Origin of the sequence: Polaromonas sp. (assembly GCF_043778355.1) — a bacterium.
GTDB lineage: Bacteria > Pseudomonadota > Gammaproteobacteria > Burkholderiales > Burkholderiaceae_C > Polaromonas.
Map to the genome: position 1 here is coordinate 14371 of NZ_JAYWHI010000117.1, position 25893 is coordinate 40263.

Genomic DNA, 25893 nt, shown 5'->3' on the forward strand with positions numbered 1-25893 from the left:
TTTGTGACCACGCCGCCCATGTCGACAGCGCGCGCGCGCGAGATCGCCGCCAGCCTCGACCTGCGCGCCCTGCCCGCCGACTTTTATGCCAACCCCTACCCGGTGTACGCCTGGCTGCGTGAGCATGAACCGGTGCGGTGCATGCCCGATGGCTCGTACTTCCTGACGCGTTACGCCGACATCGTGGCGGTGTACCGCGATGCGCTGACCTTCAGCTCGGACAAGAAGGTGGAGTTCACCCCCAAGTACGGGGCCGGCTCGCCGCTCTTGGCGCATCACACCACCAGCCTGGTGTTTAACGACCCGCCACTGCACACCCGCGTGCGCAAGCTCATCATGGGCGCACTCACGCGCCGTGCGATCGCCGACATGGAACCCGGCCTGATCACGCTGGTGGACGGCCTGCTCGACGCGATGGAGACCAAAGGCGGCGGCGACCTGATTGAGGACTTTGCCTCAGCCATCCCGGTCGAAATCATCGGCAACCTGCTGGGCGTGCCACACACCGAGCGAGGCCCGCTGCGCGACTGGTCGCTGGCCATTTTGGGCGCGCTGGAGCCCAAACTCACACCCGAACAGGAAGCGCTGGGCAACCGCAGCGTCACTGAATTCACGACCTACCTCAAAACGCTGGTGACCGAACGCCGCCAACATCCGGGCGACCCGGAACACGACGTGCTGACACGATTGATCCAGGGCGAGGATGCGGGACAAGGCCTCAGCGAGACCGAGCTGCTGCAAAACTGCGTCTTCATCCTCAACGCTGGCCATGAAACCACCACCAACCTGATCGGCAATGCGCTGGTGGCACTGCAGGAGTGGCCGGATGCCAAGGCCGAATTGCTATCAAAAGTGGAGCTGTTGGGCCAGAATGGACATGGGCTGGAGGCCGATTTGACTTTTGAAATCGACGAATTCCTGCGTTTCGAGTCGTCCAACCAGCTCAGCAACCGTCGTGCGGTGAAGGCCTGCACGGTCGGTGGGCTGGACCTGCCGGAAGGCACGTTGCTGACCTTGTGTATAGGCGCTGCGAACCGCGACCCGGCTCAGTTCAACCAACCCGAACAACTGGACCTGGCGCGCGAGAACAACCGCCACCTGGCTTTCGGCTTCGGCATCCACCAGTGCGCCGGGCTTAGCCTGGCGCGGCTGGAAGGCCGGATTGCTGTCGGGCGTTTTCTGCAGCGCTTTCCCAACTATGTGCTGAGCGCCGCGCCCACGCGTGGCGGCCGGGCACGCTTCCGGGGCTTTCTGAAGGCGCCGTTTTTAATTGCTTGATGCCGGGGAGCCGCTGTGGCTATCATGGTGAATCATCCGGAGACAAGCCATGAACACAGCCAGCCCCGCAGCGCCAAGCGCTGCTACCGACGCCAAAGCCTTCAAGAGTTTTGCCGAGTTTTATCCTTTCTATCTGACCGAACACAGCGACCGCACCTGCCGCCGCCTGCACTTCGCAGGCTCTACGTCGTCGCTGCTGTGCCTGGCGGCAGCAATAAGCTCCCGCAACCCGTGGTGGCTGCTGGCGGGCCTGCTCTGCGGCTACGGTTTTGCCTGGGTCGGCCATTTCGTGTTCGAGAAAAACAAACCAGCCTCCTTCAAACGCCCGCTTTACAGCTTCATGGGCGACTGGGTCATGTACAAGGACATCTGGGCCGGCAAGGTGAAAATCTGATGACCGATAACGCCATCAACATGTCTCTTGACGCGCGGGCGGTGGAGATTCTTTCGGGCATCACCACGGCCACGTTGACCACACTGCTGCTGAAAAAAGGCCTGCGCAATGTCTGGTTGCGCGGCGCGCGGCCCCTGCGCCCCGGCCAGCCGCGCCTGGTGGGGCGTGCCTTCACACTGCGTTTTGTCCCGGCGCGCGAAGACCTCGCCACGCCAGAGTCCTGGTCCTCGCCAATTTCCACACGCGCTGCGATCGAGGACATGCCGGCCGGCTGCATTGCAGTGGTCGATGCCATGGGGGTCACCGACGCCGGCATCTTCGGCGACATCCTCTGCGCACGCATGGGCAAACGGGGCGTGACCGCACTGGTGAGCGACGGCGTGGTGCGCGACCAGGCCGGTGTTCTGGGCACCGGCCTGCCGGTCTGGTGCAATGGCGCGGCTGCACCGCCCTCGGTGGCGGGCCTGACCTTTGTCGCCTGGCAGCAGCCGATTGCCTGCGGCGGCGTCGCGGTGTTTCCGGGCGACGTGGTGGTGATCGACGACGACGGTGCGGTGCTGATCCCGGCTGCGCTGCTGGAGGAGATGCTGACGCTGGCCCCAGAGCAGGAGCGTCTGGAGGCCTGGATCATGGCCGAAGTGGAAGGTGGTGCCTCGCTGCCGGGGCTGTACCCGCCGAACGCGGGAAACAAGGCGCGTTATGAGGCGGCTAAACAAGCCGGCAAGTCAAGCGGCCTTTAGCCGTGCCATTGCGGGCCAGACCCGCAATCCATGCCGCATTCACAGCAACCGTTGTTCACGGCCATGGATCCCGGATCACGTCCGGGATGACACTCCACCCGCTATCAATTTCATAACACGTCACGCAGGCGCAACATGGGGAAACGGCCGTTTTCCCATAAATTTTTCATGGACGGGTCACGGCTGAGCAGCAACTGCGCCATCAGCGGCGCCAGCTCGGTCGCATCCGGGTCGGCCAGCAACAGGTAACGCGCCTCCTTCTCGTCCTCGGGGTCGGTCAACTGGCCGATCCAGTCCAGCGACATCAAGGTTTCCAGCACAGGCTCCAACTGCAACACATCGACCTGTAGCGCCTTCGCCAGCTCGGATGCTTCCAGCCCGATACGCGGCGTGCTGCGCGCCTGATGAAGTTGCTGCAACAGCTCCACCGCGAGCTGAAACTGCCAGCCGTGCGCACTGCCACGCCGCGCGACGCCAGCCAACAGGCTGGGCAGATACGCTGCAATCACCGCACCCAGCAGCACGATGACCCAGGCCACATAAATCCAGACCAGCAATATCGGTAAGGTGGCAAAGGCGCCGTAGACGAGCGAATAAGTGGGCACGCTGCTCAGGTAGAGGCTCAGCAGTTTTTTGGCCAGTTCAATACCCGCCGCCACAAACAGCCCGCCTACCCAGGCATGCGACCAGCGCACAAAGGTGTTGGGCACGTAGCGGTACAGCGCTGCCATGCCGCCTGCCAGCAGGAAAAACTGCAGGATGTCCAGCAACACGCGCAGCCCGCCCGGCATGGCGCTGACGACACCACGCGAGCCCGAGATCACATAAGAGGTGACCGCCAGGCTGGCGCCCAGCACCAGCGGACCCAGGGTGATCGCAGCCCAGTAAATCAGCACGCGCTGCGCCAGCGGCCGCGGTTTTTTCACGCGCCAGATGCCGTTGAGCGTGCGGTCTATGGTCAGGATCAGCGCAATCGCCGTACCCAGCAGCACCGCCAGGCCAGCCACACCCAGCTTGTTGGCCTGCCCTGCGAACTGCGTCAGGTAACCGAGTACCTGGCGCGAGATGTTGTCCGGGATCAGGCTGTTGACCAGCCAGACCTGCAGCGCACCCTGCAGCTTGGAGAACATCGGGAACGCGGTAAAAATCGCCAGTGCCACCGTGAAAAACGGCACCAGCGCAATGCTGGTGGTGAAGGTCAGGCTGCTGGCCGTCAGACCCATGTGGTCTTCCCGAAAACGCTGGCGCAGGGTGAAGGCGGTGTCGCGCCAGGGAAAGTGCGAGAGCTCCGTCAAAAACTGCTGCAGGGACTGCTGGAATGTCATCCCCGGTATCATGCCATCGACCCCGCGTTATAGATCCCCCCTCCCCATGAACAAAACCTCGCAAATCGACGCCACGCGCTGGCTGGCCCTGGGCAGCCTCGGCGGCCTGATCGCGCTGGGCCTGGCCTGGGAGATGTGGCTGGCGCCGATCCGACCAGGTGGCTCGTTATTGGCTCTGAAGGTGCTGCCGCTCTGTATCCCGCTGGCCGGTCTGCTGAAAAACCGCATGTACACCTACCGCTGGCTGAGTCTGATGGTCTGGCTCTACTTCACCGAAGGCGCGGTGCGCGCCTGGAGCGACAAGCCGCCCGGCAACTACCTGGCGATGATCGAGGTTGCCTTATGCCTGCTGCTGTTCACCGCCTGCGCCCTGCATGTGCGCATCCGCCTGAAAACCGCAAAAGCCCAGTCCCCTCTTCAACCGGAAGCCCAAACACCGTGAGCACAAACAACGAACTGCTTGAATCCCTGCGCCAGATCGTCGGCGCCGCCAACGTCCTCACCGAGGGTGACCTGACCGCCTGGGTGCAGGACTGGCGCCGGCGCGAGACCGGCAAGGCGCTGGCCGTGGTGCGCCCCGGCTCCACCGCCGAAGTCGCCGCCGTCGTGAAGGCCTGCGCCGCCGCGCGCGTGAGCATGGTGCCGCAGGGTGGCAACACCGGCATGGTGGTCGGGTCAACACCGGACGCCAGCGGAACCCAGGTCGTGCTGAGCCTGACCCGCATGAACAAGGTGCGCACGCTGGACGCTGGCAACCTGACCATCACCGTCGATGCCGGCTGCGTGCTGCAAAACCTGCAGGAAGCCTGTGAGAAAGCCGGCTTCCTGTTCCCGCTGAGTCTGGCTTCGGAGGGCAGTTGCACCATAGGCGGCAACCTCGGCACCAATGCCGGCGGAACCCAGGTCGTGCGTTACGGCAACACGCGCGAACTCTGTCTCGGGCTGGAGGTCGTGAATGCGCAGGGCGAGATCTGGGACGGCCTCATGGGCCTGCGCAAGGACAACACCGGCTACGACCTGCGCCACCTCTTCATCGGCAGCGAAGGCACGCTGGGCGTGATCACTGCCGCAACCATGAAACTCTACCCCTTGCCCAAAAGTCAGCTCACCGCCTTTGCCGCGGTGCATTCGCTGGAAGCCGCGGTGCAACTGCTGGGCCTGGCGCATGAACACCTGGGCTCGGGCCTGACCGGTTTCGAAGTGATGGGCCAGTTTCCGCTGAGTCTGGTGGCCAAACATTTCCCACAGCAGCGTGTGCCGTTCTGGAAGGAATCCGCGTGGTGTGTGGTCCTTGAGAACTCGGACAACGAATCAGAAGAACATGCACGCGCGTGTTTCGAGCGCCTGCTCGAAGCCGCGATGGAAGCCGGCTGTGTCAGCGACGCAGTGGTGGCTGAAAGCATGGCGCAGGCGCATGCGCTGTGGCACATCCGCGAAAGCATTCCGCTGGCGCAGGCCGAAGAGGGCCTGAACATCAAACACGACATCTCGATCAATGTCTCGCGCATTCCCGAATTTGTGGCCGAGACCAATGCCCTGTTGCTGACGCGCTTCCCCGGTGCGCGCCTGGTGGTGTACGGCCACCTCGGCGACGGCAACCTGCACTACAACGTGCAGGCGCCGGAGAACGAAGATCAGGCGCGTTTCCTCAACGAGCAGGAGGCACCGATGAATGCGCTGGTCTATGACGTGGTGGATCGTTACCGGGGCTCCATCTCGGCCGAACACGGGGTCGGCAGCCTGAAAGTCGACTCCCTGCCCAAACACAAATCGCCGGTGGCGCTGGGCATGATGCGCGCCATCAAGCAGGGGCTGGACCCGCTGAACCTGATGAATCCGGGGCGTGTTCTGCGCATATAATATGCGCATGACTCATGGGAACTCGCCGTGCTGAAGTTTGAAAACGCACCCAAAAAAGCCACGAACCTGTCACTCAATGCCAAGGTGCTGGAAATGGCGCGCGAGATGGGCATGAATGTTTCCCAGACCGTTGACACGCTGCTGGCCGCCGAGGTGCGGCGCCGCTACTGGGAACGATGGAACGAGGAAAATCGGGAAGCTGTCGCGGCCTACAACGCACGCATCGCCAGCGAAGGCCTGCCGCTGGCCAAATACCGGACCTTCTGACCATGGCGCGTTACGACGTTTATGCGCATCCCGATGCCACGCAGCGCAAGATCACGCCATTTCTGCTGGATGTCCAGAACGATTACATCAACAGCCTGGATTCGCGAGTGGTCATCCCCATGCGTTCTGCAGCGAATTACCCGCACCCCATGCGTGATTTGAATCCGGCCTTTGAGGTCGACGGAAAAACGGTGGTACTGGACACCGCCGCACTCGCCGCCTTTCCGGCGCGGGAATTGAAGAAGCGCGTTGCGGGCCTGCAGGATCAGCGCGAGCACATTGTTGCAGCCATGGACTGCCTGTTTGGAGCTTATTGAAGTGCCGTCTCACCCCATCCGCTCCCAGTACGAAGAATTCATGCGCCATGTGGACACGGACGGCGTGTTCAAGGCCGACCGCACCGGCACCGGCACCAAAAGTGTGTTCGGCTATCAGATGCGTTTCGATCTCAATGAAGGCTTTCCGCTGGTGACCACCAAAAAGGTCCACCTCAAGTCCATCGTGCATGAGCTGCTGTGGTTTCTGCAGGGCTCCAGCGACAACAACTGGCTGAAAGCGCGCGGCGTCACGATCTGGGACGAATGGGCGCGTGAGGACGGCGACCTCGGCCCGGTCTATGGCGTGCAGTGGCGCAGCTGGCCGACGCCGGACGGCGGCCACATCGACCAGATCGCCGATGTCATCAAGACCCTGAAAACCAACCCGGATTCGCGCCGCATCATCGTCAGCGCGTGGAACGTCGCCGACCTGTCGAAGATGGCACTGATGCCCTGCCATGCCTTTTTCCAGTTCTATGTGGCGCCCGCCACGGAGCCGGGCGGCAAAGGCAAACTCAGTTGCCAGCTCTACCAGCGCAGCGCGGACATTTTCCTCGGCGTGCCTTTCAACATCGCGAGTTACGCGCTGCTCACGCACATGGTGGCCCAGCAATGCGAGCTCGACGTCGGCGACTTCATCTGGACCGGTGGCGACTGCCACATCTACAGCAACCACGCCGAACAGGTTGCGCTGCAACTGAGCCGCGCGCCCTACCCCTACCCGACGCTGAAGATCAAGCGCAAGCCGGCGTCCATCTTCGACTACGAATTCGACGATTTCGAGTTTGTGGATTATCAGCACCATGCGGCGATCAAGGCGCCTGTAGCGGTATGAGCGCACTGGCGAGGGGCCCCGCAAAGCGGGGATCGACACCGCGCGAAGGCCGCTGGAAGCCGACACCTCTACCATTCGAAAACTACTTGGTCAGGGAGGCGACCGTATGAGCATGCTCCACCAAAAATCACGCATCAACCTCATCTACGCCCGCGCCGCCAACGGCGTCATCGGCAAGGACGGCGTCATGCCCTGGCATTTGCCGGAAGACCTGGCGCACTTCAAGCAGCTCACGAGCGGTTGCCCGGTCATCATGGGCCGCAAGACCTGGGACTCAATACCACCTAAATTTCGCCCGCTGCCGGGTCGCACCAACATCGTGATCACGCGGCAGGACGACTGGCAGGCCGAAGGTGCGCAGCGCGCCGCCAGCCTGGAAGACGCCCTGCAGCAAGCCGCGCCCGCGCTTGAGATCTGGGTGATAGGCGGTGCCCAAATTTACGCGCAAGCTGAACCCCTTGCGGTGCACGCCGAAGTCACAGAAATCGCTGAGGATTTTGAAGGCGATGCCCACGCCCCCACGCTGGGCCCGGCCTGGCGCGAAACCGCGCGAACTGCGCATGTCTCGACCAAGGGCCTGCCTTTCAGTTTCGTCACGCTGGAGCGTCCATGAAAATCGCGACATGGAACGTCAACTCCCTGGCCGTGCGCCTGCCGCAGGTGCTGGACTGGCTGGCTGCCAACCCGGTCGATGCCTTGTGTTTGCAGGAACTCAAGCTCAGCGACGACAAATTTCCGCTGGAGGCCCTCAACGCCGCCGGGTACCAGAGCGCCATCTTCGGCCAGAAGACCTACAACGGCGTGGCCATTCTGAGCCGCAGTCCGGTGCGCAACATCGTCAAGAATATTGTTGGTTTCAGCGACGAGCAGTCGCGCGTGATTGCCGCCACACTCGACACGCCGCAGGGCGAGCTGCGCCTGGTCAATGGTTATTTCGTCAACGGCCAGGCACCTGGCACCGAAAAATTCGAGTACAAGATGAAGTGGCTCGAAGGCCTGCGCCACTGGCTGGGCCAGGAGTTGGCGGCGCAGCCGAAGCTGGTGCTGGTCGGCGACTTCAACATCACGACCGATGACCGCGACACCTACGATGCCGAAGGCCTGCGCGAGACGATTCACCACACCACCGAGGAACGCGACCACCTCAAGGCATTGCTGGGCCTGGGTCTGCACGATGCTTTCCGGCTGTTCGATCAGCCCGAAAAGAGTTACTCGTGGTGGGATTACCGCGAGTTCGCCTTCCGCCGCAACCGCGGCCTGCGTATCGACTACATCCTGGTCAGCGACGGGCTCAAAGCGCAGGTGCAAAGTTGCGTGATTGACAAGCTGCCACGCAAGAACGAGCGGCCCAGCGACCATGTGCCGGTCATTGCACACCTTGATTTGCTATAAATAAAGTAGCTGCCGGCGCATGCCACATATGGGCTGGCGGCCGATTTCATTCATCAACTGCGGGCCGCGCACCAAGGCGGCGAGGCCCGCGTTGTCGGGTTGTCATTGCGGGCTCGACCCGCAATCCATGCCACGTTAACCCGCCGTCGGAGGTGTGCCCAGATGGATCCCGGATCGAGTCCGGGATGACAGGCATCGTCCCAGCCCTCAGAGACCGCCCACTTTGGCATGGCGACTATGGTTGCAGAGTTCGTGGCTGATGGCCAGGTTCTCTGCATGGCTGTTGCCGCCTTCACTCAGCGGCCGGATGTGCTCCAGCGTGGCAGCTGCCGGCAACACATGTTCACCACAGACCCAGCACGGCACCTGGCCGTGGAGCTGGCGCGCCACGGTTTTGTAGATCTTGTCGCGGGTCAGGGATAAACGGCTCATGGCTGGACTTTAAATCAGCCGGCGCAGTGAAGCCGATGCGGCCCGGTTGTCACCGGGCCACATCAAGGCCTTCACTCTAAATTCAGTTCCTGAATCTTGCGGGTGATGGTGTTGCGGCCAATACCGAGCTTTTGCGCGGCTTCGATGCGGCGGCCACGGGTATTGAGCAGTGCCGTCTGGATCAGTTTGGACTCAAAGCGCCGGGTCAACACGTCCCACACATCGCTGCGGCCGGTGGCCAGCAGGGCCATGGCCTCGGCCTCCAGCCCGGTTTCCCAGGTGCCTCCCTGCAGCGGCAGCCCCATGTCGGCAGGCGCCAACGAGATTTTCTCGGCAGGTGCGGTATCGACCGCAGTCGCCTCACTGACGTCTGCCGGTCCCGGCGCGTGGCGTACCACCGCGCCACTTTCAACCAGCACCGGCGCGGGCGCACGCAGCGGCTCGGGCGCGGCGTCCAGCACTTCGGGGGGGAGGTCCTTGGCCTCAATGACCTGGGCCGGCGCCATCACGGTCAGCCAGTGGCAGATGTTCTCCAACTGGCGCACATTGCCGGGAAACCCGAAGGTGCTGAGTTTTTGCAGCGCGGCGTCCGAAATCCGTTTGGGCTCGACCACGCCGAGCTGTTTGGCGCTTTGCTGCAGGAAATGGCGGGTCAGCATGAACACGTCTTCACGCCGTTCGCGCAAGGCCGGCAGGCGCAGGCGGATCACGTTGAGGCGGTGGAACAAGTCCTCGCGGAAGCCGCCTTCCTTGACACGCTGCTCCAGATCCTGGTGGGTAGCGGCGATCACGCGCACATTGGTCTTGACCGCGTTGTGGCCGCCGACACGGTAGAAATTGCCATCGGACAGTACACGCAACAAACGCGTCTGCAAATCAAACGGCATGTCGCCGATCTCGTCGAGAAACAGGGTGCCGCCATCGGCCTGCTCGAAGCGGCCGCGGCGCATGGTCTGGGCGCCGGTGAAGGCGCCGCGTTCATGGCCGAACAGTTCGGACTCCAGCAGGTCCTTGGGAATGGCGGCGGTGTTGATGGCGACAAACGGGCCATTGGCGCGCGGCGAATGTTTGTGCAGCGCGCGCGCCACCAGTTCCTTGCCGGAGCCGGACTCACCGGTGATCATCACCGTGACATTGCTCTGACTGAGCCGGCCGATGGCGCGGAACACGTCCTGCATGGCCGGTGCCTGGCCCAGCATCTCGGGTGTGGCGGCCATGCGTTCTTCGGCCACTTCCTCACGCTGGCTTTCTTCAACCGCGCGGCGGATCAACTCGACTGCCTTGGTCAAATCAAAAGGTTTGGGCAGGTATTCAAAAGCGCCGCCCTGGAAGGCCGAAACCGCACTGTCGAGGTCGGAAAACGCCGTCATGATGATGACGGGCAAGCCGGGGTGTTTTTCCTTGACGGTGGACAACAGGTCCAGCCCGGAGCCGCCGGGCATCCGGATGTCGCTGACCAGCACCTGCGGGCCATCGTCATCGGTGGCAATGTCCAGCGCCGCCAGCACCTCGCGCGGATTGATGAAGCTGCGGGTCGGCAGGCCTTCGCGCAGCAAGGCCTTTTCCAGCACAAACCGGATGGACTGGTCATCGTCAACAATCCAGATCGGTTTCATGTTTTTTTATCCCTTCGGTACTTCTACCGGTTGTCCATCAATGAAGGTGCCGGTTTCAAGGCAGCGGTATCAGCAGCTTGAAATCCGTGCGGCCGGGGACACTTTCGCACTCGATCAAGCCGTGGTGTTGCTGAACAAAGGTTTGCGCCAACGTCAGCCCCAGCCCGGAACCACCCTCGCGCCCTGAGATCAGGGGATAGAAGATGCGGTCCTTGATGGAGTCCGGAACACCCGGTCCATTGTCAATAACATGCAATTCCAGTGCCAAGCGATACCGCTGCTTGCCGAAAGTTACCTGGCGCGCAATCCGGCTCCTGAAACTGATCTGCGCGTCACCTGCCGCAATGCGCTCGGCAAGGGCCTGCGCGGCATTGTGGGCGATGTTGAGCACCGCCTGGATCAGCTGCTCGCGGTCGCCGCGAAAGTCGGGAATCGAGATGTCATAGTCGCGCAACACACGCAAGCCTTTGGGGAATTCGGCCAGGATCAGCGAACGCACCCGCTCGCAGACCTCGTGAATATTCACGTCGCCCACCAGATGTGGCCTGCGGTGCGGCGCCAGCAGCCGGTCCACCAGGGTCTGCAACCGGTCGGCTTCATGGATGATGACCTGGGTGTATTCGGTCAGCTCCTTCGACTCGATTTCCATCTGCAGCAGTTGCGCCGCGCCGCGAATGCCGCCCAGCGGGTTCTTGATCTCGTGCGCCAGGTTGCGGATCAGCTCCTTGTTGGCTTGCGCCTGATCGATCAGGCGCTCTTCGCGGTCCTGCTTGGCCTGCTGCTCCAGCGGCAGCAGTTCGACAATCGCTTCGCCGGGGGTGTCGGTCTGGGCCACCACCACATGGACTGGCATCGGTTCGCGGTTTATCGGTTTGAGCCAGGCGTCATAACGCAGCGCCGCAAATTCGTTGCTGCCCGCGCCTTCGAGCGCGTTGTGCAAAATCATCGGCTCGGTGAAGCAATCCGGCAACAGTGAGCCCTCAATGGTTCGCCGCGAGGTGCCCAGCGCGTCTTCAAGCGCCGCATTGGCAAACACCACCACACCGTTGGTTCGCACGACAGCCACCAGCGTTGCCAGCAAGTCAAAGGACTGGAAGCGTGAAGAGGCCACAGCTTTGGCGGTGGCGGGGAAGAAATTGGGTTTTTTCAAGCGTCCTATTTTGACGCAGAAGCTTACTGGCGGGCCGTCGGGGCCGGCAGGCGGCCGATTTCGCGTTTCAGGCCGGCTATGTCGCTTTCGTGGCGTGCGATGCTTTCCTTCATCTCAGCCACGCGATCAAGGTAACGCTGGTAGTTGCGGCCTTCAATGCCCTGCTTTTCGGGCTCGCCATTGTTGAACTCTTTTTGCTGCTCGGCCAGCTTGATCTCGGCTTTTTTGAGTTCGGATTCGAGAATGGCGCGTGTGTCGCTGTCGCGTGCACGTTGCTCGCTGCTGCCAGACACCGGCGCAGCCTGCACGGCACCGGCCACACGCACGGCCGCCGGACGGCTCACCGGCGCACTCTGCACCACCGTGACGTTGCCACCATCGATCTGTTTGCAGCCGCGCGCCTGCGCATCCCTGGCGTTGTTGATGTACTCGGGCGTGGCGCCGCCTTTTCCGGCGCAGCGGTAAATGCGCTCCTGCGCGGAAGCGGCAACCACGCTGCCAGCGAGAACAAGAAAAGTTGAAAGAAGTACTGCAGGTTTCATACGTAACCCCAAGTGCCTGTTAAGGCTTGGACGGTCTGTCAGTATCCTGCAAAGGGTAAGAAAAGCAAAACCCTGCAAGTGATAACCCTGCGGGGAAGTAAAAAAGGACGGCTTTCGCCGTCCTTTTTTGACCACAGACTGTAAAAAATTACAGTGAGTAATACATGTCGAACTCGATCGGGTGTGTGGCCTGGCGCAGGCGCGTCACTTCACCCATTTTCAGTTCGATGTAGGCGTCGATCATGCTGTCGGTGAACACACCGCCCTTGGTCAGGAAGCTGCGGCCCACGTCGAGGCAGTCCAGCGCCTGGTCCAGGCTGTGGCACACGGTTGGCACCAGTGCGTCTTCTTCGGGCGGCAGATGGTACAGGTCCTTGGTGGCGGCTTCGCCAGGGTGGATCTTGTTTTCCACGCCATCGAGACCGGCCATCATCAGGGCCGAGAAGCCGAGGTAAGGGTTCATCAGTGGATCGGGGAAACGTGCCTCGATACGGCGGCCTTTGGGGTTGGCGACGTAAGGAATGCGGATCGACGCCGAGCGGTTTTTGGCCGAGTACGCCAGCTTGACCGGTGCTTCGTAACCAGGCACCAGGCGCTTGTAGCTGTTGGTGCCGGGGTTGGTGATGGCGTTCAGCGCGCGGGCGTGTTTGATGATGCCGCCGATGTAGTACAGCGCGAAATCCGACAGGCCGGCATAACCGTCGCCGGCAAACAGGTTTTTGCCGTCTTTCCAGATGGACTGGTGCACATGCATGCCGGAGCCGTTGTCACCAACGATGGGCTTGGGCATGAAGGTGGCGGTCTTGCCATAGGCATTGGCCACGTTCTGCACCACGTACTTGAGGATCTGCGTCCAGTCGGCGCGCTGGACCAGCGTGCTGAACTTGGTACCGATTTCGTTCTGGCCGGCGCCGGCCACTTCGTGGTGGAACACTTCGACCGGAATGCCCAGCGATTCGAGGATCAGGGACATCTCGGCGCGCATGTCCTGCGTGCTGTCGACCGGAGGCACCGGGAAGTAGCCGCCCTTGACGGTCGGACGGTGGCCGCGGTTGCCGCCTTCGAGCTTGGCGCCCGAATTCCAGGGCGCTTCGTATTCTTCGATCTTGAAGAAGGTGCCCGACATGTCGGTGTTCCAGCGCACGTCGTCGAAGATGAAAAATTCTGGCTCGGGACCGAAGTAGGCGGTGTCGCCCAGGCCGGAGGCCTTGAGGTAAGCCTCGGCGCGCTGTGCGATGGAGCGCGGGTCGCGGTCGTAGGCCTTGCCGTCGGCGGGCTCGAGCACGTCGCAGCTCATGAACAGCGTGGTTTCTTCGAAGAAGGGGTCGATGTTGGCCGTTTTCGGGTCAGGCATCAGCTGCATGTCGGAGGCTTCAATGCCCTTCCAGCCAGCCACGGAGGAGCCGTCAAAGGCGTGGCCCGAGGTGAATTTGTCTTCGTCAAAATGGGACACCGGCACGGTCACGTGCTGCTCTTTGCCCCGGGTGTCGGTGAAACGGAAGTCAACAAACTTGACTTCGTTTTCCTTGACCATTTTCATGACGTCTGCGACGGTCTTTGCCATCAGAATCTCCTGTTGCTGGATGGTTGTTAAAAATACTTTCGGCTCGGGTGGATGCACGTTTTATGCCACCACCGATGGCGCTTTTTTCTGCCAAGCCTGTGATTGTGCCGTCAACTTGCCGCCGATAAGCAGGGCATCCGGCTCACGGCTCGAAATATTGCTTGATTTTTAGGGCACCAATTTTGTGCATCCTCAAATGCACTTAAATGGTGCAACACTTCAACGCACCAATTCTGGGCCCAATTTGGCGTTGAAACTGTGCAAACCGGCCAACAGTGCCGGGAAAGCCGCGTTGACCGCAGCCGGCGCACCCTTCACGCCCAGTTCGATGTGGCGGCCGTATTCGGGGTGATCGACGCTGGGCAGGCTGAACACCTTGATACCGCTGTGGCCTGCTTCAATCGCGAGCATCAACGGCGTCAGAGCCGCCTCCATGGCGCCCATGACGATCACTGACTTCTCCGTGTAAGCTGATTTTTGGTGCAAATGGGCGTAGTGCGTGTCGAGCACCCACTCCACCATCGGCCAGGCCATGACCGGAAAACCCGGAACGAAATGAACGGCGCCTACGCCGGCCTCGACCCTGAAACCGGGAATCTTGTTGTAGGGGTTCGGGATGATCGCGGCGCCGACCGGGAACACGCCCATGTTCAGGCGGTGAATGTTGTCGTGGCGGTCCGGCTCGTAAGCCACGCCCTGCTCTTTGGCAAGGTCCTGCATACGCTCGCGGATCAGGCGTTCGGCCTCGGGGTGCAGCGCCAGGTCCACGTCCAGGGCGGCGGCGGCGCACTGGCGCGTGTGGTCGTCCGGTGTGGCGCCTATGCCACCGCAGGAAAACACCACGTCGCCCGAGTCACGCGCGGCGGCAAAGGCACGCGCCAGCACAGCGGTGATGCGTGCCGGGTCGTCACCCACGTAGTCGGCATACGCGAGCTGCAGACCCCGCGCACCCAGCAGTTCAATCACTTTGGGCAGGTGTTTGTCCGCGCGTTTGCCCGAGAGAATTTCGTCACCGACGATGACCAGGCCGAAAGAGATACTCATGGTGAATTCAGGGAAAAAGTAAGAAAAAAAATCAGGGTTGCTGTCCAGGGGCGCCAAAGGTGGGCGCTGCGGCACCGGCTGCGGGGGCCGGCAGCGCCTCGTTTGCTATTGATTCAATAGCAACTTGCGCAAGCGGGTCAGGGGCTAGAGCATTGTTTTGCTTGCGAAGTTGCTCCAGCGCCGCCAGACAGTAATGGGCGAACCAGAGCGATGAAAAGGCAAACACCAGCGTGTACAGCCAGATCGCCACCGGCACCAGCAGCGGCGCCATGGCGATGAACATCGCGCCCGACGCCCAGAGCAGGCTGGGCGCCGCGCCCAGATAACCACTGAGCACGCCAATGCCCAGCAGGCTACCGCGGTGGCGACGGAAAATTTCGCGGCGCTCTTCGGCGCTGGCGTGGTCCACCAGTGCGTCGTAGGACATCACGCGGTAGGTCAGCCAGCCCCAGATCAGCGGCGGCAGGATCAATATCAACGGCGGGATCAGCCACAGCGGGATGGAAATGATCAGTGCGACGGCGGCCAGCACGGTCGAGCCCAGCGACCAGAACAGGCTGGCCAGCAGCGAGCCGCCCTTTTTACGCTCCATTCCAGGGAAGCGCCGCTCGGCCACCAAGGCCACCATGGCAGGTGTCATCAGGATCGCGACAAACAGCAGCGCCACGATGACGATCACCGGGATGCTCAGAAACAGCAAAATTGTCGGCGCCAGCACCACCCGCAGGTTGCCCAGGCCCAGGCCTTCAAGCCAGCGCGCCATGGTGCCCAGCAGCTCCCAGCTTTCGAGACTGACGCGCACAGCGGCCAGCGCATCGTCCCAGAAGAAGTAGCCCAGGCCCAGCGACAGCAGCACCATGATGACCAGCGGCAGCACCGACAACGCGATCACCCGCGGGTGCAGGCAGTACGCCACCGCGCGCCAGAAAGAGTCCAGGAGTTTGCTCATGGGTGGAGGATAACCCGCCGCCGTGGCGGCCGTTCAGGCTTTGCCGACGAGGCGTTTGAGCCCCAGCCACTGCTGCGACCAGAAGCCGCGGCCGTAGTCGCGCGACTGCTCGACCTGGTCGCGGATGCCGGTGGGGTCGTAGCGCTGCTCGAAGTTGGCTGTGCCGAACAGCACGTCCCACCAGGGCAGCAACACGCCAAAGTTGTATCCCCCGAGCTTGACGGCCCCCACGTTCGCCACTTCGTGTGCTTCACTGCCCCCTTTTTCGGAGGGGCGGGGCTCGTTTCCTTGGGGCGGCCCGTCGGAAAATTGTTTTGCCTTGACGGGCGTTTCATGCCCGAGGCCGATGCTGTGGTGCAGCCGGTGGAACCGCGGGCTGACCCACAGACGCTCACCAATGCGGCCGAACCAGAGGCGCAGGTTGGCGTGCTGAAAACTTTCGCTGAGCTGGGTCAGCGCCACGATGGCGATGAACTGGCCTGGTGCCACACCAATCAGTTGCGCCACCAGCACCACGATCACGTCCACGATGACGTCGTCGAGCAGGTGGTTGCGGTTGTCGCTCCACATGGTCATTTGCCGCTGCGCATGGTGCAGTGAATGCAGGCGCCACCACCCCTCGATCTGGTGCTGGCCCCGGTGTGTCCAGTAGGCAATGAAGTCGAAGACCACCAGGTAAATCAGCAAGCTGACGAGTGCGTTGTCCGTCACGCCCGGCCAGATCTGGTCCAGGTGGAAGGTGCCAAAACCGGCCGTGCGCGCCATGCCAAACAACGCGTCAAACCAGGGCTCCAGCGTGAAAAACAGCGCAATGCGGAACAGGCCGAGGCGGTGGATCAGGGTGTAGACGATGTCGGTGCGAATCGTCGCGCGGTCCGTCACCGGCTCGACCGGGCGCCAGCGCTGCAGCGGGCCAACCACGGCCAGCAAAATCAGGATCTGGATCACGCCAACCATGAACCAGGCGGTGGCTTCATAGCCGGTTTCCAGCAGGTTGCCCAGACCCAGCGCAAACATCGCGGGCTGCACGGCGCTCTCGAACAGCCATTGCTGCACGGTCGAAAACCAGACTTCGAGACTGTCCATACCGCTTATTTTGCCGTCCGGGCCGGCGACTGGCGCGCAGGCTGCTCAATCCAGGCTTTGTAGCGGGGGTGTTCGCGCAGGGTCGCAAAGCAGAATCCACGCTCCTTGAGACCGGTGATCAGCGGCTCCAGCACGGCCGGCGCCCACGGGTCCTTGCGCGACCAGATGCCCAGGTGCGCCAGCAGGATGTCGCCGGAGCGGATATCGCGCAGCGCTTTTTTCAGTAACTGGTCGTTGGAATGGGTCTCGCTGGCCAGCTCATCGCCGAGGAAACCGGCTGGCGACCAGCCCACATGCTCGTAACCGCAGGCCTTGGCGGCGGCCAGCAGCCTGGGCGAGGTTTTGCCACCTGGCGCGCGGAACAGCGGCAGCGGCTTTTTGCCGGTGATCTCTTCGAGCCGGCTGCCGGCTTTGGCGATTTCGTCGCAGTACTGGGGCGCGGTCCAGACCGACTCCCTGCCCTCCAGCGGCCCGGCCGAGGGGCGCACCCGAAACTGGTCGGTTGCCACGTCAGCGCGCCAGTAGGTGTGGTCGAAGGTGTGCGAGGCGAATTCATGGCCTTCGGCCGCGCGCGCCTTCCACCAGGGCGCCCAGTCCTTGCCCAGGCTGCCATCGCCGGTCTGGGTGCGTTCATTGGCGCCGAAAAAGGTGACCTTGACCTTGTGCTTGTGGAGGATGTCCGCCATCAGGGGCGCCACGCCCATGTGGCCGGTGTCCAGCGTCAGGTAAACCGCCTTGCCGGGCTTGCCTTGCATATCAAAACAGTCCTCAGCCCATACCGGATGTGCGCTGACAGCTATCAAGATAATAGCAAGCAGTGCCCGCAACGGATCAAAGTTCAAGCCGGGGCCTAGCGAGCTACGCGCAGCGAGCGACCGTGTGGGCCACATCCACCGTGGGGGCTCACTGCCTCGGGGCGTGGTCGAGGGTCCAGACACCATGGGGACTCTTTCCAACATTGACCTGGCGCACCACCTTGCGGCTGGCCATGTCGATCACCGTGAGTTTGCGCGCCCAGCGCGAGGTGACATAAATCAGCTTGCCGTCGCGCGAGACTTCGATACAGTCCGGCCCGCCAGGCGCCGGGTAGTTGTCCACCACCGCCAGGGTCTGCAGGTCAATCTTGCTGATGCTGTTGGCCACGCGGTTGCTGACCAGCACGTGGCGGCCGTCACCGAGCGCGCGAAAGGCGTGCGCGCCAGCGCCGGTCTTGATCACCCGTGTGCGCAGCGGCAGCTTGCCGCTCACATCAAACACCTCGACCGTGTCACTGCCAGTCAGGCCGATCAGGATCAGCTTGTCGTCGGCACTGCCATACAGATCGGCCGGAATGGAGCCGGTGGCGGTGCGCCACTTGATGGTCTGGGTTGCCAAGTCGAGCGCAATCAGCTCGTCGCTGTCCTGCATGGTCGAGTACACCGTGGTGCTTTTGCTGTCTATCCACAAATGGCTGGGTGTCTTGCCGGTCGCCACCCGTTTGACCAGGGTGATGTTGCTGCCGTCCCAGCGGTAGATGTCGATGTGGTTCAGGCGGTTGGCGGCCGTGACAAACCACTTCATGTCCGGCGAGAAGCGCAGATGGTAGGGGTCCAGGATGCCGGGGATCACGCGCTGGACCTCGGCCGATTTGGGGTCGATGAAGGTCAGGGTATCGGACAGCGCATTGGCCACAATCACCGATTTTTCGTCCGGCGTGAGGTACAGATGGTGCGGCTCCTTGCCGGTCGCGATGCGTTTGGTTTCGGTCCAGGTCAGCGGGTTGATGACACTGACACTGGCATCCAGAGAGTTGAGTACGAACACCGGGGCGGACTGGGCCAGGGCAGGCAGTGCAACAGCGACCGCCAGACAACACAGCGCCGCGGCAAACAAACGGAAGGGCAGGATCACAAACGGCTTTCTTCAGATGACGCGCAAGTGTAACGGGCGGGCCTTCCCTAACGCGCCAGGGCGGCGGGCCGCTTACATCCTTTACGATGAGACGATGAAATTTGTAGCTATTCAAGGCACGCGGCTGGAGCTGCAGCAGATTGCCGGGCCGGCCGACAAAGCCCCGCTGGTTTTCCTGCACGAAGGCCTGGGCTCGGTCAGCCTGTGGACCCAGCGCGGCAGCAGTTGGCCCCAGCGGGTGTGCGAAGCCACCGGCCGGGCCGGGATCGTCTATTCACGGCGCGGATACGGCCAGTCGGACGCGGTGCCGGATGTGCGCGGCAGCGGCCGGCTCGCGCCGGACTACATGCACCGGGAGGCGGGCGAGGTGCTGCCGGCGCTGCTGGATGCGCTGGGCATCGCCAGGCCGGTGTTGCTGGGTCATTCCGACGGTGCCAGCATCGCCCTGCTCCATGCGTCGCGGCATCCGGTCACTGCTGCCATCGTGATGGCGCCGCACCTGATGGTCGAGGACATCGCTGTGCAGGCGATCGCCCAGGCCACGGGCGCATTTGAAGCAGGCGGGCTGCGGGACAAGCTGGCCCGCCACCACGCCGACGTGGACGGCGCCTTCTGGCAATGGAACGATGTCTGGCTCTCGCCCGGCTTTCGCAGCTTCGACATCCGGCCGGACAGCGCCCGCATCAGCGCGCCGCTGCTGGCGATCCAGGGCCTGAATGATGAATACGGGACGATGGCTCAGCTCGACGAACTGGCGCTGGCGGCGCCGCAGACGGTGCAGTTGCGGCTGGGTGAATGCGGCCATTCACCGCAGCGCGACCAGCCCGAGCAGACCCTGGAGGCGGTGGCGGCCTTCCTGCTGCCACTGCGTTAACGTCATGCCGCTAGCAAATCAATAGCTATTCACGCCCATCGGACATGGGCTGGAGGCATTTTTGATGCCGAAAACGCGCGGATTCAAGCGGAAATCGCGGCCAGGTCCTGCGCTGTCAGCCAGCGCCACTGCCCCGGCAACAGGTCGGCCGGCAGGTCCAGCGAGCCGATACGCGCGCGGTACAGGCCGCCGACCTCTTCAACGCGATTGCCAACGGCGGCGATCATGCGCTTGACCTGGTGGTATTTGCCTTCGGTCAGGGTCAGGCTCAGGGTCTGCTCGCCGGTTTTTTCGCAGGCAGCGGCGCGCACCGGCTTCGGATCGTCGTCCAGCACCACGCCGGCCAGCAGTTTGGCAACCTGTTTGTCGTCCACCGGGTGTTTGGCCCGCACCTCATACACCTTGGGCACATGGTGCTTGGGCGAGCTCATGCGGTGGATGAACTTGCCGTCGTCCGACAGCAGCAGCAACCCGGTGGTGTCCTGATCCAGCCGCCCGACCGCCTGCACGCCGGCCGCCGCCCCGCCGCCGCGCTGGCGAATGGGCGCCGGCAGCAAGGTGTAGATGCTTGGGTAGGTGCTGGGTTTTTGCGAACATTCGTACCCGGCCGGCTTATGCAGCATCAAATAGGCCTTGGCGTGGTAGGCCCAGTCCACCCCCTGGACTGTGAACTGCAGTCCTTCTACTACAAATTCCATAGCAGGATCCTCAAACGGGACATGGGCTACCGCCACAAAACCCTGCTGAATCAGGCCCGCACAGACACGCCGGGTGCCAAACCCCTGGGAGAAAAGAATATCTTGAAGTTGCATGGTCGCCATGGCCCTATTGTCGCCGCGCAGAACAAGCCGCCCGCCTACTTGGCAAAGCGACGCCTTCCCGCAGTGGCTGACGCCCACACGTTTTAAATTGCCATGCATTGCGCGTTGGCGCAGCCGTCTTTCCTCCAACCGCAGGGCATGGGCACCACCACAATGATCAAGAAAAAGCGCCTAGTCATGACCATTCTCATCACTTTTTTCGTCACGCTGGCCCTTGTGCTGCTGGCCGCCAACTTCACCACCGGCGAGAAAAACGTCGACCGCGAACTCCCCCGCCTGTACAACACCGACGACCCGCAATACCTGCGGGCCATGGGCTCCTTACTGGGGCCGGCGGTGGTGGATGGAAATCGCGCGCAGGAGCTGCTCAATGGCGATCAGATCTTTCCGGCCATGCTGGCTGCGATTCGCGGGGCCCAACGCAGCATCACGTTTGAAACCTACATCTACTGGTCAGGCGACATTGGCCGGGAGTTTGCCGACGCACTGACCGAGCGGGCGCAAGCCGGCGTCAAGGTGCACGTGCTGCTGGACTGGGTCGGCAGCGCCAAGATTGACGACACCTTTCTTGAAAAAATGGAGGCAGCGGGCGTCGAGATACGCAAGTTTCACAAACCCCACTGGTACAACTGGGGCCGCATGAACAACCGCACCCACCGCAAGCTGCTGGTGGTGGATGGTCGCACCGGTTTTACCGGCGGCGTCGGCATTGCACCGCAGTGGACCGGCAACGGGCAGGACGCCGAGCATTGGCGTGACTCGCACTTCAGCATCGAGGGCCCGGCGGTGGCGCAGATGCAGGCGGTGTTCATGGACAACTGGCTCAAGGTGACGGGCCGCGTGATGCATGGCGAGGCCTACTTCCCGGCACTGACACCGGCGGGCAGCAGCCGGGCGCAGGTGTTTTCCAGCTCGCCATCGGGCGGCAGCGAAAGCATGCAGCTGATGTACCTGCTCTCCATCACCGCAGCAGCGCGCAGCATCGACCTCTCCAGCGCCTACTTTGTGCCCGATGCGTTGACCACCAAGGCCATGACAGAAGCGCTCAAGCGGGGTGTCAAGTTACGCATCATCACGCCGGGCGAAATCATCGACACCAACACGGTGCGCGCCGCCTCACGCGGCAGCTGGGGGCCGCCGCTGAAGGCGGGGGCCGAGATTCATGAATACCAGCCCAGCATGTACCACGTCAAGGCCATGGTGGTCGACAAGCTGCTGGTCTCGGTCGGCTCGACCAACTTCGACAACCGCTCCTTCCGCCTGAACGACGAGGCCAACCTCAACGTCTTCGACACGGCTTTTGCCGAGCGCCAGACGCAGGTGTTTGAAGACGACCTCAAGCGCTCACGCCGCATCACCTACGCGCAGTGGGAGGCCCGCCCGCTCAAGGAAAAAGTCATGGAGCGGCTGGCACTGCTGCTGGGTTCACAGCTTTAAGGCCTTTGATCGTGGTCGGCCTTGACTGCGGTCAAGGGCATTTCAGAGCAGGCGTCCTATGATTGTTTTTCGAAAGACGCAAAGACAATCATGGAATTCGAGATACCGGAATCCCTGGCCAACATGCTGCTCGGGACGATCAATGCCGAGTCACCGCTGGCCCGCAGCCTAAGCGAGCATGGCCTGTCGCGCGGCAAGCGGGTGGTGCCCAGCCGGCTTTTTGACCCGAGCTCGCTGAACACCCTTTACGGGCTGTGCCGCGCTGCCAATGAACGCGAGCTGATGTTCCAGATGCTGGCACTGGACAACATCCATGCTGCGCCGGCCGCACGCAAAATCCCCAGTCTGGACGTGCTGGTCCCCGGTCTGATCGCCTGGCTGTCGCGCGACAAAATCGACGGCTGGCTCTACAAACGCGGCAAGGACGGCGTTTTGCTGCCCTGGCTGGTGCATTCGATGCGCCATGTGCAACCCGCCGACGGCGCCGCCTACGTCATCATTGGCCTGCTGGCCAACACCGTGCAGGCCGCCGGCCGCGAGCCGGTCACCGACCCCCGGTTGCGACGCACCGGCATGACCTACGGCATCAGTTTTTATGCCGACGACATCGTGGACCGTACCATCCCCGAACTGATGACAGGCGACGGTTTTTTCAAGGAGTGCGCCGAGTTCAAGGCCGAGTACGAGGCGCATGCCCAGCGCTTCATGAAGCTGCAGCCCCAATACGGCGCGCAGTTCACCGTCTCCGGTTCCGCCTGGATGACCGGCTCCGGCCCACGCCCGCAGCTCGAATGTAAGCGCCTGCAGGCCGGCACCAGTGCGCGTTGCGTCAACGACGAGGAACTGCTGGAGCGCCAGTTCGACACCACGGCCGACGCCTCCTTCTGGCGTGAGAAGGGCATCAACGAAGGTTTTGATCGGGTGCCGCTGCACTGCTATCTCCACCTGTTCCACCTGGACTGGCACCGCAACCTGTGGGTCCATGTGCAGAACGTCAAGGCGTACCGCTACAAACCGGCGTTGCGCGACAAGCTGGTGCTGCCCCAGGCGCACCGCGACCTGATCGACATCCTGACGGCCGACCGCAACTTCCTGATGGAAGACATGGTCGAGGGCAAGTCCGGCGGCACCACCATTCTTTGCAGGGGCGCGCCCGGCCTGGGCAAAACATTGACGGCCGAGGTTTATGCCGAGGTGGTCGGCAAGCCGCTGTACCGCGTGCATTCGGGCCAGCTCGGCGTGACGGCCGGATCGGTGGAAGCCAATTTATCGACCATCCTGCAGCGCGCGGCGCGCTGGGACTCGGTGCTACTGCTCGACGAGGCCGACGTCTACATTCGCCGCCGCGACAACGACCTGCAACACAATGCCATCGTGGCCGAATTCCTGCGCACGCTCGAGTATTTCAACGGTCTGCTGTTCATGACCACCAACCGCGTGGCCGACATCGACGACGCCATCCTATCACGCTGTATCGCCATCATTCAGTTCGAAACACCGACGCGTGACCAGGCCGTGCAATTGTGGAAGTCGCTCGCGGAACAGTTCCAGGTCGACGTGCCTGACGCGCTGATACAGCGTCTGACGGTGAGTTATACCGACGCCAGCGGTCGTGACATCAAGGAGTTGCTCAAGCTGACCGCCAAGTTCTGCAAGGGCAAAAAGCTGCCGCTCAGCGAAGAAGCCTTTGCCCTGTGCGCGGCTTTCCGCAGCATCGGCAAGCCGCCCTGAGGTCGCATCATGTTCGACATGTCCCTTCTCGGCGACGCCCTGCTGGGCCGGCTGAGCTTCCGGCCTGGCGCCGCGCCCGACAAACCCGCTCTGCCCGCCGGCCGTCACCACCTGGGTATTGCCCAAGAACGCGACGCGGTGCTGATTGTTCCGGAAAACCTGCCAGCCGGCGGTCCGGTCCCCTTGCTGGTGATGTTCCACGGCGCAGGCGGCAGCGCCGACAAGGTGCTGCCTTTTGTGATCGAGCATGCGCGGCAGCGCGGCTTTTTGCTGCTGCTGCCGCAGTCGCAGTTCCCGACCTGGGACCTCGTGATAGGCGGCAACGGCCCCGACCTGGAGCGACTGGAGCAGGCCTTGCGTGAGCTCGCATCGCGCTTTTTTGTCGATCCGGCACATCTGGGCTTCGCCGGTTTCTCCGATGGCGGAAGTTACGCGTTGTCGGCAGGCGTCACCAACGGCGACGTCGCCAGCCACGTGATGGTGTTCTCAGGTGGCTTCATGTCGGTGTTCCAGCAGAACGGCTCGCCACGGCTATTCATCGCGCACGGGTTGGAAGACGAACAGTTGCCGATTGAAACCAGCGCGCGCCCGCATGTGGCCAAACTCAAGGCAGCAGGCTACGACGTGACAGCAGTGGAGTTCAAGGGTCCGCATCACATCGCACCGCCTGTGGTGGCGCTGGCGATGGATTTTTTTCTGCCACGGGTGTTGACATGACCAGGCTGCCCTGTTGCTGTCCGCCGCAACACAGTGGGTACTGAACGATGACGCCGCTTGATGCCTTCCCGCCGACCAGGGAGGCTGCCCTGGCCCGGATTGCCGCCGTGCGCCCGGCCGACTACGCGCGCAGCCGCAATGCCATCGAGGGCGCGGTAACGCATCTGTCGCCGTACATCACGCACGGTCTCGTCAATCTGCCCGAGGTGCTGGCGGGCGTGTCCGCAAGGCACCTGCTGGATGTGCAGCACAAGTTTGTCTTTGAGCTGGGCTGGCGCGAGTACTTTCGTCATGTCTGGCGGCACTGCGGTGTGGGGATTCTGGCATCACTGCACCAGGGCCTGCTACCGGACGATGACTACGGCGCCGGGCTGCCCCTCGATATCCGACAGGCGCGCACCGGTGTGCCGGCCATCGATGTTGCAGTGCGCACCCTGTACGACAGCGGCACCCTGCACAACCATGCCCGCATGTGGCTGGCAAGTTATCTTGTGCACCTGCGCAAGGTTCACTGGCGCGTTGGCGCCGACTGGCTTTACGGCCACCTGCTGGACGGCGATCTGGCCAGCAACCACCTCAGCTGGCAATGGGTCGCCGGCACCGGCAGTCGCAAACCCTATCTGTTCAATGCGGACAACGTGGCCCGGTTTGCACCGGCGGCATGGCACAGCCCCGACAGCGTGATCGACACCTCCTACGAAGCGCTCGACCGCATAGCGCGTCAGCCAGTACGCGCCGGTCCCGCCGAAAGCGTGATGCCCACAGGCTACCCCGTACAGGTCGAGCCGCCTCTTCTGACAGACCCGTCCCCCGAACTGGCTGTGACTGTCCCGGATGCGGTTGCCGTCGCGGGCCGCAATGTTTGGCTGGTGCACCCCTGGAACCTGGGTGAGCTGCCGCAAACGCTTCCGGCCGACACACTGGTGATCGGGGTTTTCGTGGCTGACTTTCATCAGGCCTGGCCATGGAACGAGAGGCGCTGGCATTTCGTCGCCAGCCGCATGGCCGAGCTGGCCGCTCAGTGTTGGTATGCAGATGCAGCCGCCATCGGCGCCGCATTGAAAGGCGCTCGCCAGGTGCGCAGCATTGATGAGCCCCATCTTCAGCCTTGGTTAGCAAGCCTGGCTGCCTGCATGCCTGCTCCCACGCTGTTTCCTTCGGTCGAACAGCGCTGCGACTCCTTCTCACAATGGTGGACTCGGGCCTTGCGCGGCCTGCATTCGACCGCAGAACTGCTTGAGCGCCAGCAGGCGCCTGGATGGTGGACGAAGGAAACGGTGAAAGACCAGCCGCGAACGGCTGGTTTTCAAAATAATGGTGGAGCTGGGGGGATTTGAACCCCCGTCCGCAAGCCTTGTTCGGGCAGATCTACATGTTTAGCGGTCTGATTTGAGTCTCGCCACCTGTGTCGCGCAGTCGCACGCTACACAGGACGCCAGCACCCTATTTTCTTGCCCCGGGTTAAGGTACCCAGCCCGGAGCCAGCCGATGAAATTATCTTTACAGCCGGGAGTGTTCAACTTGCGCTAAACACCCCTTGCCCAGCCCATCGGCCTGCTGTTGTAAAGCTCACAGGCAATTAAGCTGCGAGTGCGAAACGTTCGTCGTTTGCAGTTAGTTTGTTTGAATCAG

27 protein-coding genes and 1 other RNA gene are annotated in these 25893 nt (G+C 62.6%); 15 read left to right on the top strand and 13 right to left on the bottom strand.

From position 1 onward, the window contains the following. Nucleotides 1-18 precede the first annotated feature (18 nt). From ACH2CW_RS17330 to ACH2CW_RS17340, 3 genes are read left to right on the top strand one after another with little or no spacing between them, the layout of a single operon-like run. Nucleotides 19-1278, top strand: coding sequence for a cytochrome P450 (locus tag ACH2CW_RS17330; protein WP_395060471.1), 1260 nt, complete (start codon nucleotides 19-21; stop codon nucleotides 1276-1278). Between the two features lie 49 nt (nucleotides 1279-1327). After that, complete coding sequence (locus tag ACH2CW_RS17335) at nucleotides 1328-1672, top strand: Mpo1-like protein (protein WP_395060424.1); 345 nt, start codon at nucleotides 1328-1330, stop codon at nucleotides 1670-1672. After that, the gene (locus tag ACH2CW_RS17340) at nucleotides 1672-2412 is read left to right on the top strand and encodes a ribonuclease activity regulator RraA (protein WP_395060426.1); all 741 of its coding nucleotides are present in this window, start codon (nucleotides 1672-1674) and stop codon (nucleotides 2410-2412) included. Before ACH2CW_RS17335 ends, ACH2CW_RS17340 begins: the two co-directional genes overlap by 1 nt. Before the next feature lie 110 nt (nucleotides 2413-2522). On the opposite strand, the gene ACH2CW_RS17345 is transcribed toward ACH2CW_RS17340, so the two are convergent. Continuing rightward, nucleotides 2523-3737 carry a YihY family inner membrane protein gene (locus ACH2CW_RS17345; RefSeq protein WP_395060428.1) on the bottom strand — a complete coding sequence of 405 codons (1215 nt, stop codon included), beginning with the start codon at nucleotides 3735-3737 and terminating at the stop codon, nucleotides 2523-2525. 46 nt (nucleotides 3738-3783) lie between these two features. Between ACH2CW_RS17345 and ACH2CW_RS17350 the strand changes: the two genes are divergently transcribed. From ACH2CW_RS17350 to xth, 7 genes are all read left to right on the top strand, one after another. Then, nucleotides 3784-4179 carry a DUF2069 domain-containing protein gene (locus ACH2CW_RS17350; protein ID WP_395060430.1) on the top strand — a complete coding sequence of 132 codons (396 nt, stop codon included), beginning with the start codon at nucleotides 3784-3786 and terminating at the stop codon, nucleotides 4177-4179. Next, complete coding sequence (locus ACH2CW_RS17355) at nucleotides 4176-5597, top strand: FAD-binding oxidoreductase (RefSeq protein ID WP_395060432.1); 1422 nt, start codon at nucleotides 4176-4178, stop codon at nucleotides 5595-5597. Before ACH2CW_RS17350 ends, ACH2CW_RS17355 begins: the two co-directional genes overlap by 4 nt. Nucleotides 5598-5624: 27 nt before the next feature. After that, complete coding sequence (locus ACH2CW_RS17360; protein WP_395060434.1) at nucleotides 5625-5864, top strand: type II toxin-antitoxin system CcdA family antitoxin; 240 nt, start codon at nucleotides 5625-5627, stop codon at nucleotides 5862-5864. A gap of 2 nt (nucleotides 5865-5866) precedes the next feature. After that, the gene (locus ACH2CW_RS17365; RefSeq protein WP_395060436.1) at nucleotides 5867-6181 is read left to right on the top strand and encodes a CcdB family protein; all 315 of its coding nucleotides are present in this window, start codon (nucleotides 5867-5869) and stop codon (nucleotides 6179-6181) included. Nucleotide 6182: 1 nt separating this feature from the next. Continuing rightward, nucleotides 6183-7016 (top strand): thymidylate synthase, encoded by an 834-nt coding sequence (locus ACH2CW_RS17370; protein WP_395060438.1) that lies wholly within the window; start codon nucleotides 6183-6185, stop codon nucleotides 7014-7016. Nucleotides 7017-7122: 106 nt separating this feature from the next. After that, on the top strand, nucleotides 7123-7629 hold the full coding sequence (locus ACH2CW_RS17375) for a dihydrofolate reductase (protein WP_395060440.1): 507 nt from the start codon (nucleotides 7123-7125) through the stop codon (nucleotides 7627-7629). Then, complete coding sequence (gene xth, locus ACH2CW_RS17380; protein ID WP_395060442.1) at nucleotides 7626-8408, top strand: exodeoxyribonuclease III; 783 nt, start codon at nucleotides 7626-7628, stop codon at nucleotides 8406-8408. Before ACH2CW_RS17375 ends, xth begins: the two co-directional genes overlap by 4 nt. Before the next feature lie 207 nt (nucleotides 8409-8615). Here the strand turns inward: xth and ACH2CW_RS17385 are convergent, their stop codons facing one another. The 10 genes from ACH2CW_RS17385 to ACH2CW_RS17430 all read right to left on the bottom strand — a co-directional run bounded on the left by ACH2CW_RS17385 (nucleotide 8616) and on the right by ACH2CW_RS17430 (nucleotide 18648). Continuing rightward, nucleotides 8616-8840, bottom strand: a complete 225-nt coding sequence (locus tag ACH2CW_RS17385) for an HNH endonuclease (protein ID WP_395060444.1) — start codon at nucleotides 8838-8840, stop codon at nucleotides 8616-8618. A gap of 71 nt (nucleotides 8841-8911) precedes the next feature. Beyond that, nucleotides 8912-10456 (bottom strand): nitrogen regulation protein NR(I), encoded by a 1545-nt coding sequence (gene ntrC, locus ACH2CW_RS17390; RefSeq protein ID WP_395060446.1) that lies wholly within the window; start codon nucleotides 10454-10456, stop codon nucleotides 8912-8914. Nucleotides 10457-10511: 55 nt separating this feature from the next. After that, nucleotides 10512-11615: a nitrogen regulation protein NR(II) gene (gene glnL / locus ACH2CW_RS17395; protein ID WP_395060473.1), complete on the bottom strand. Its 1104-nt coding sequence runs from the start codon at nucleotides 11613-11615 to the stop codon at nucleotides 10512-10514. Nucleotides 11616-11629: 14 nt separating this feature from the next. After that, nucleotides 11630-12148 carry a hypothetical protein gene (locus ACH2CW_RS17400; protein ID WP_395060448.1) on the bottom strand — a complete coding sequence of 173 codons (519 nt, stop codon included), beginning with the start codon at nucleotides 12146-12148 and terminating at the stop codon, nucleotides 11630-11632. 148 nt (nucleotides 12149-12296) lie between these two features. Further along, the gene (glnA, locus tag ACH2CW_RS17405; RefSeq protein ID WP_395060450.1) at nucleotides 12297-13712 is read right to left on the bottom strand and encodes a type I glutamate--ammonia ligase; all 1416 of its coding nucleotides are present in this window, start codon (nucleotides 13710-13712) and stop codon (nucleotides 12297-12299) included. A 219-nt stretch (nucleotides 13713-13931) separates the two neighbouring features. Next, on the bottom strand, nucleotides 13932-14756 hold the full coding sequence (locus tag ACH2CW_RS17410; protein ID WP_395060452.1) for a competence/damage-inducible protein A: 825 nt from the start codon (nucleotides 14754-14756) through the stop codon (nucleotides 13932-13934). A 31-nt stretch (nucleotides 14757-14787) separates the two neighbouring features. Next, the gene (locus ACH2CW_RS17415) at nucleotides 14788-15705 is read right to left on the bottom strand and encodes an EI24 domain-containing protein (protein ID WP_395060454.1); all 918 of its coding nucleotides are present in this window, start codon (nucleotides 15703-15705) and stop codon (nucleotides 14788-14790) included. Nucleotides 15706-15738: 33 nt separating this feature from the next. Next, nucleotides 15739-16791, bottom strand: coding sequence for a sterol desaturase family protein (locus ACH2CW_RS17420; protein WP_395060456.1), 1053 nt, complete (start codon nucleotides 16789-16791; stop codon nucleotides 15739-15741). 5 nt (nucleotides 16792-16796) lie between these two features. Beyond that, nucleotides 16797-17546 carry a polysaccharide deacetylase family protein gene (locus ACH2CW_RS17425; RefSeq protein WP_395060458.1) on the bottom strand — a complete coding sequence of 250 codons (750 nt, stop codon included), beginning with the start codon at nucleotides 17544-17546 and terminating at the stop codon, nucleotides 16797-16799. Between the two features lie 148 nt (nucleotides 17547-17694). Beyond that, nucleotides 17695-18648, bottom strand: coding sequence for a YncE family protein (locus ACH2CW_RS17430; protein WP_395060475.1), 954 nt, complete (start codon nucleotides 18646-18648; stop codon nucleotides 17695-17697). A gap of 127 nt (nucleotides 18649-18775) precedes the next feature. Here ACH2CW_RS17430 and ACH2CW_RS17435 point away from each other — a divergent pair, with 127 nt between their 5' ends. After that, complete coding sequence (locus ACH2CW_RS17435; RefSeq protein WP_395060460.1) at nucleotides 18776-19555, top strand: alpha/beta fold hydrolase; 780 nt, start codon at nucleotides 18776-18778, stop codon at nucleotides 19553-19555. A gap of 83 nt (nucleotides 19556-19638) precedes the next feature. Here ACH2CW_RS17435 and ACH2CW_RS17440 read toward each other — a convergent pair whose 3' ends face one another. Next, a complete protein-coding gene (locus tag ACH2CW_RS17440) occupies nucleotides 19639-20367 on the bottom strand; it encodes a 16S rRNA pseudouridine(516) synthase (RefSeq protein WP_395060477.1) in 729 nt (242 codons plus the stop codon). A 186-nt stretch (nucleotides 20368-20553) separates the two neighbouring features. On the opposite strand from ACH2CW_RS17440, the gene ACH2CW_RS17445 reads away from it, so the two are divergent. The 4 genes from ACH2CW_RS17445 to ACH2CW_RS17460 all read left to right on the top strand — a co-directional run bounded on the left by ACH2CW_RS17445 (nucleotide 20554) and on the right by ACH2CW_RS17460 (nucleotide 25598). Continuing rightward, nucleotides 20554-21813 (top strand): phosphatidylserine/phosphatidylglycerophosphate/cardiolipin synthase family protein, encoded by a 1260-nt coding sequence (locus tag ACH2CW_RS17445; RefSeq protein WP_395060461.1) that lies wholly within the window; start codon nucleotides 20554-20556, stop codon nucleotides 21811-21813. Nucleotides 21814-21903: 90 nt separating this feature from the next. Further along, entirely contained in the window at nucleotides 21904-23544 is a 1641-nt protein-coding gene (locus ACH2CW_RS17450) for an AAA family ATPase (protein WP_395060463.1), read from the top strand. Between the two features lie 9 nt (nucleotides 23545-23553). Further along, nucleotides 23554-24261 carry an alpha/beta hydrolase gene (locus ACH2CW_RS17455; protein WP_395060465.1) on the top strand — a complete coding sequence of 236 codons (708 nt, stop codon included), beginning with the start codon at nucleotides 23554-23556 and terminating at the stop codon, nucleotides 24259-24261. Nucleotides 24262-24308: 47 nt separating this feature from the next. Next, nucleotides 24309-25598 (top strand): FAD-binding domain-containing protein, encoded by a 1290-nt coding sequence (locus ACH2CW_RS17460; RefSeq protein WP_395060467.1) that lies wholly within the window; start codon nucleotides 24309-24311, stop codon nucleotides 25596-25598. Here the strand turns inward: ACH2CW_RS17460 and ssrA are convergent. After that, nucleotides 25577-25893: a transfer-messenger RNA gene (gene ssrA, locus ACH2CW_RS17465) on the bottom strand; the annotation flags it as partial. The genes ACH2CW_RS17460 and ssrA overlap by 22 nt on opposite strands.

Excerpts from the sequence above, each read along its gene's own strand:
- ACH2CW_RS17425 (WP_395060458.1), bottom strand. The coding sequence starts at position 17,546 with ATGCAAGGCAAGCCCGGCAAGGCGGTTTACCTGACGCTGGACACCGGC.
- ACH2CW_RS17335 (WP_395060424.1), top strand. The coding sequence starts at position 1,328 with ATGAACACAGCCAGCCCCGCAGCGCCAAGCGCTGCTACCGACGCCAAA.
- xth (WP_395060442.1), top strand. The coding sequence starts at position 7,626 with ATGAAAATCGCGACATGGAACGTCAACTCCCTGGCCGTGCGCCTGCCG.
- ACH2CW_RS17375 (WP_395060440.1), top strand. The coding sequence starts at position 7,123 with ATGAGCATGCTCCACCAAAAATCACGCATCAACCTCATCTACGCCCGC.
- ACH2CW_RS17385 (WP_395060444.1), bottom strand. The coding sequence starts at position 8,840 with ATGAGCCGTTTATCCCTGACCCGCGACAAGATCTACAAAACCGTGGCG.
- ntrC (WP_395060446.1), bottom strand. The coding sequence starts at position 10,456 with ATGAAACCGATCTGGATTGTTGACGATGACCAGTCCATCCGGTTTGTG.
- ACH2CW_RS17400 (WP_395060448.1), bottom strand. The coding sequence starts at position 12,148 with ATGAAACCTGCAGTACTTCTTTCAACTTTTCTTGTTCTCGCTGGCAGC.
- ACH2CW_RS17440 (WP_395060477.1), bottom strand. The coding sequence starts at position 20,367 with ATGCAACTTCAAGATATTCTTTTCTCCCAGGGGTTTGGCACCCGGCGT.
- ACH2CW_RS17345 (WP_395060428.1), bottom strand. The coding sequence starts at position 3,737 with ATGACATTCCAGCAGTCCCTGCAGCAGTTTTTGACGGAGCTCTCGCAC.
- ACH2CW_RS17460 (WP_395060467.1), top strand. The coding sequence starts at position 24,309 with ATGACGCCGCTTGATGCCTTCCCGCCGACCAGGGAGGCTGCCCTGGCC.
- ACH2CW_RS17445 (WP_395060461.1), top strand. The coding sequence starts at position 20,554 with ATGACCATTCTCATCACTTTTTTCGTCACGCTGGCCCTTGTGCTGCTG.
- ACH2CW_RS17340 (WP_395060426.1), top strand. The coding sequence starts at position 1,672 with ATGACCGATAACGCCATCAACATGTCTCTTGACGCGCGGGCGGTGGAG.
- ACH2CW_RS17415 (WP_395060454.1), bottom strand. The coding sequence starts at position 15,705 with ATGAGCAAACTCCTGGACTCTTTCTGGCGCGCGGTGGCGTACTGCCTG.
- ACH2CW_RS17420 (WP_395060456.1), bottom strand. The coding sequence starts at position 16,791 with ATGGACAGTCTCGAAGTCTGGTTTTCGACCGTGCAGCAATGGCTGTTC.
- ACH2CW_RS17435 (WP_395060460.1), top strand. The coding sequence starts at position 18,776 with ATGAAATTTGTAGCTATTCAAGGCACGCGGCTGGAGCTGCAGCAGATT.
- ACH2CW_RS17455 (WP_395060465.1), top strand. The coding sequence starts at position 23,554 with ATGTTCGACATGTCCCTTCTCGGCGACGCCCTGCTGGGCCGGCTGAGC.
- glnA (WP_395060450.1), bottom strand. The coding sequence starts at position 13,712 with ATGGCAAAGACCGTCGCAGACGTCATGAAAATGGTCAAGGAAAACGAA.
- ACH2CW_RS17350 (WP_395060430.1), top strand. The coding sequence starts at position 3,784 with ATGAACAAAACCTCGCAAATCGACGCCACGCGCTGGCTGGCCCTGGGC.
- ACH2CW_RS17330 (WP_395060471.1), top strand. The coding sequence starts at position 19 with ATGTCGACAGCGCGCGCGCGCGAGATCGCCGCCAGCCTCGACCTGCGC.
- ACH2CW_RS17450 (WP_395060463.1), top strand. The coding sequence starts at position 21,904 with ATGGAATTCGAGATACCGGAATCCCTGGCCAACATGCTGCTCGGGACG.
- ACH2CW_RS17410 (WP_395060452.1), bottom strand. The coding sequence starts at position 14,756 with ATGAGTATCTCTTTCGGCCTGGTCATCGTCGGTGACGAAATTCTCTCG.
- ACH2CW_RS17365 (WP_395060436.1), top strand. The coding sequence starts at position 5,867 with ATGGCGCGTTACGACGTTTATGCGCATCCCGATGCCACGCAGCGCAAG.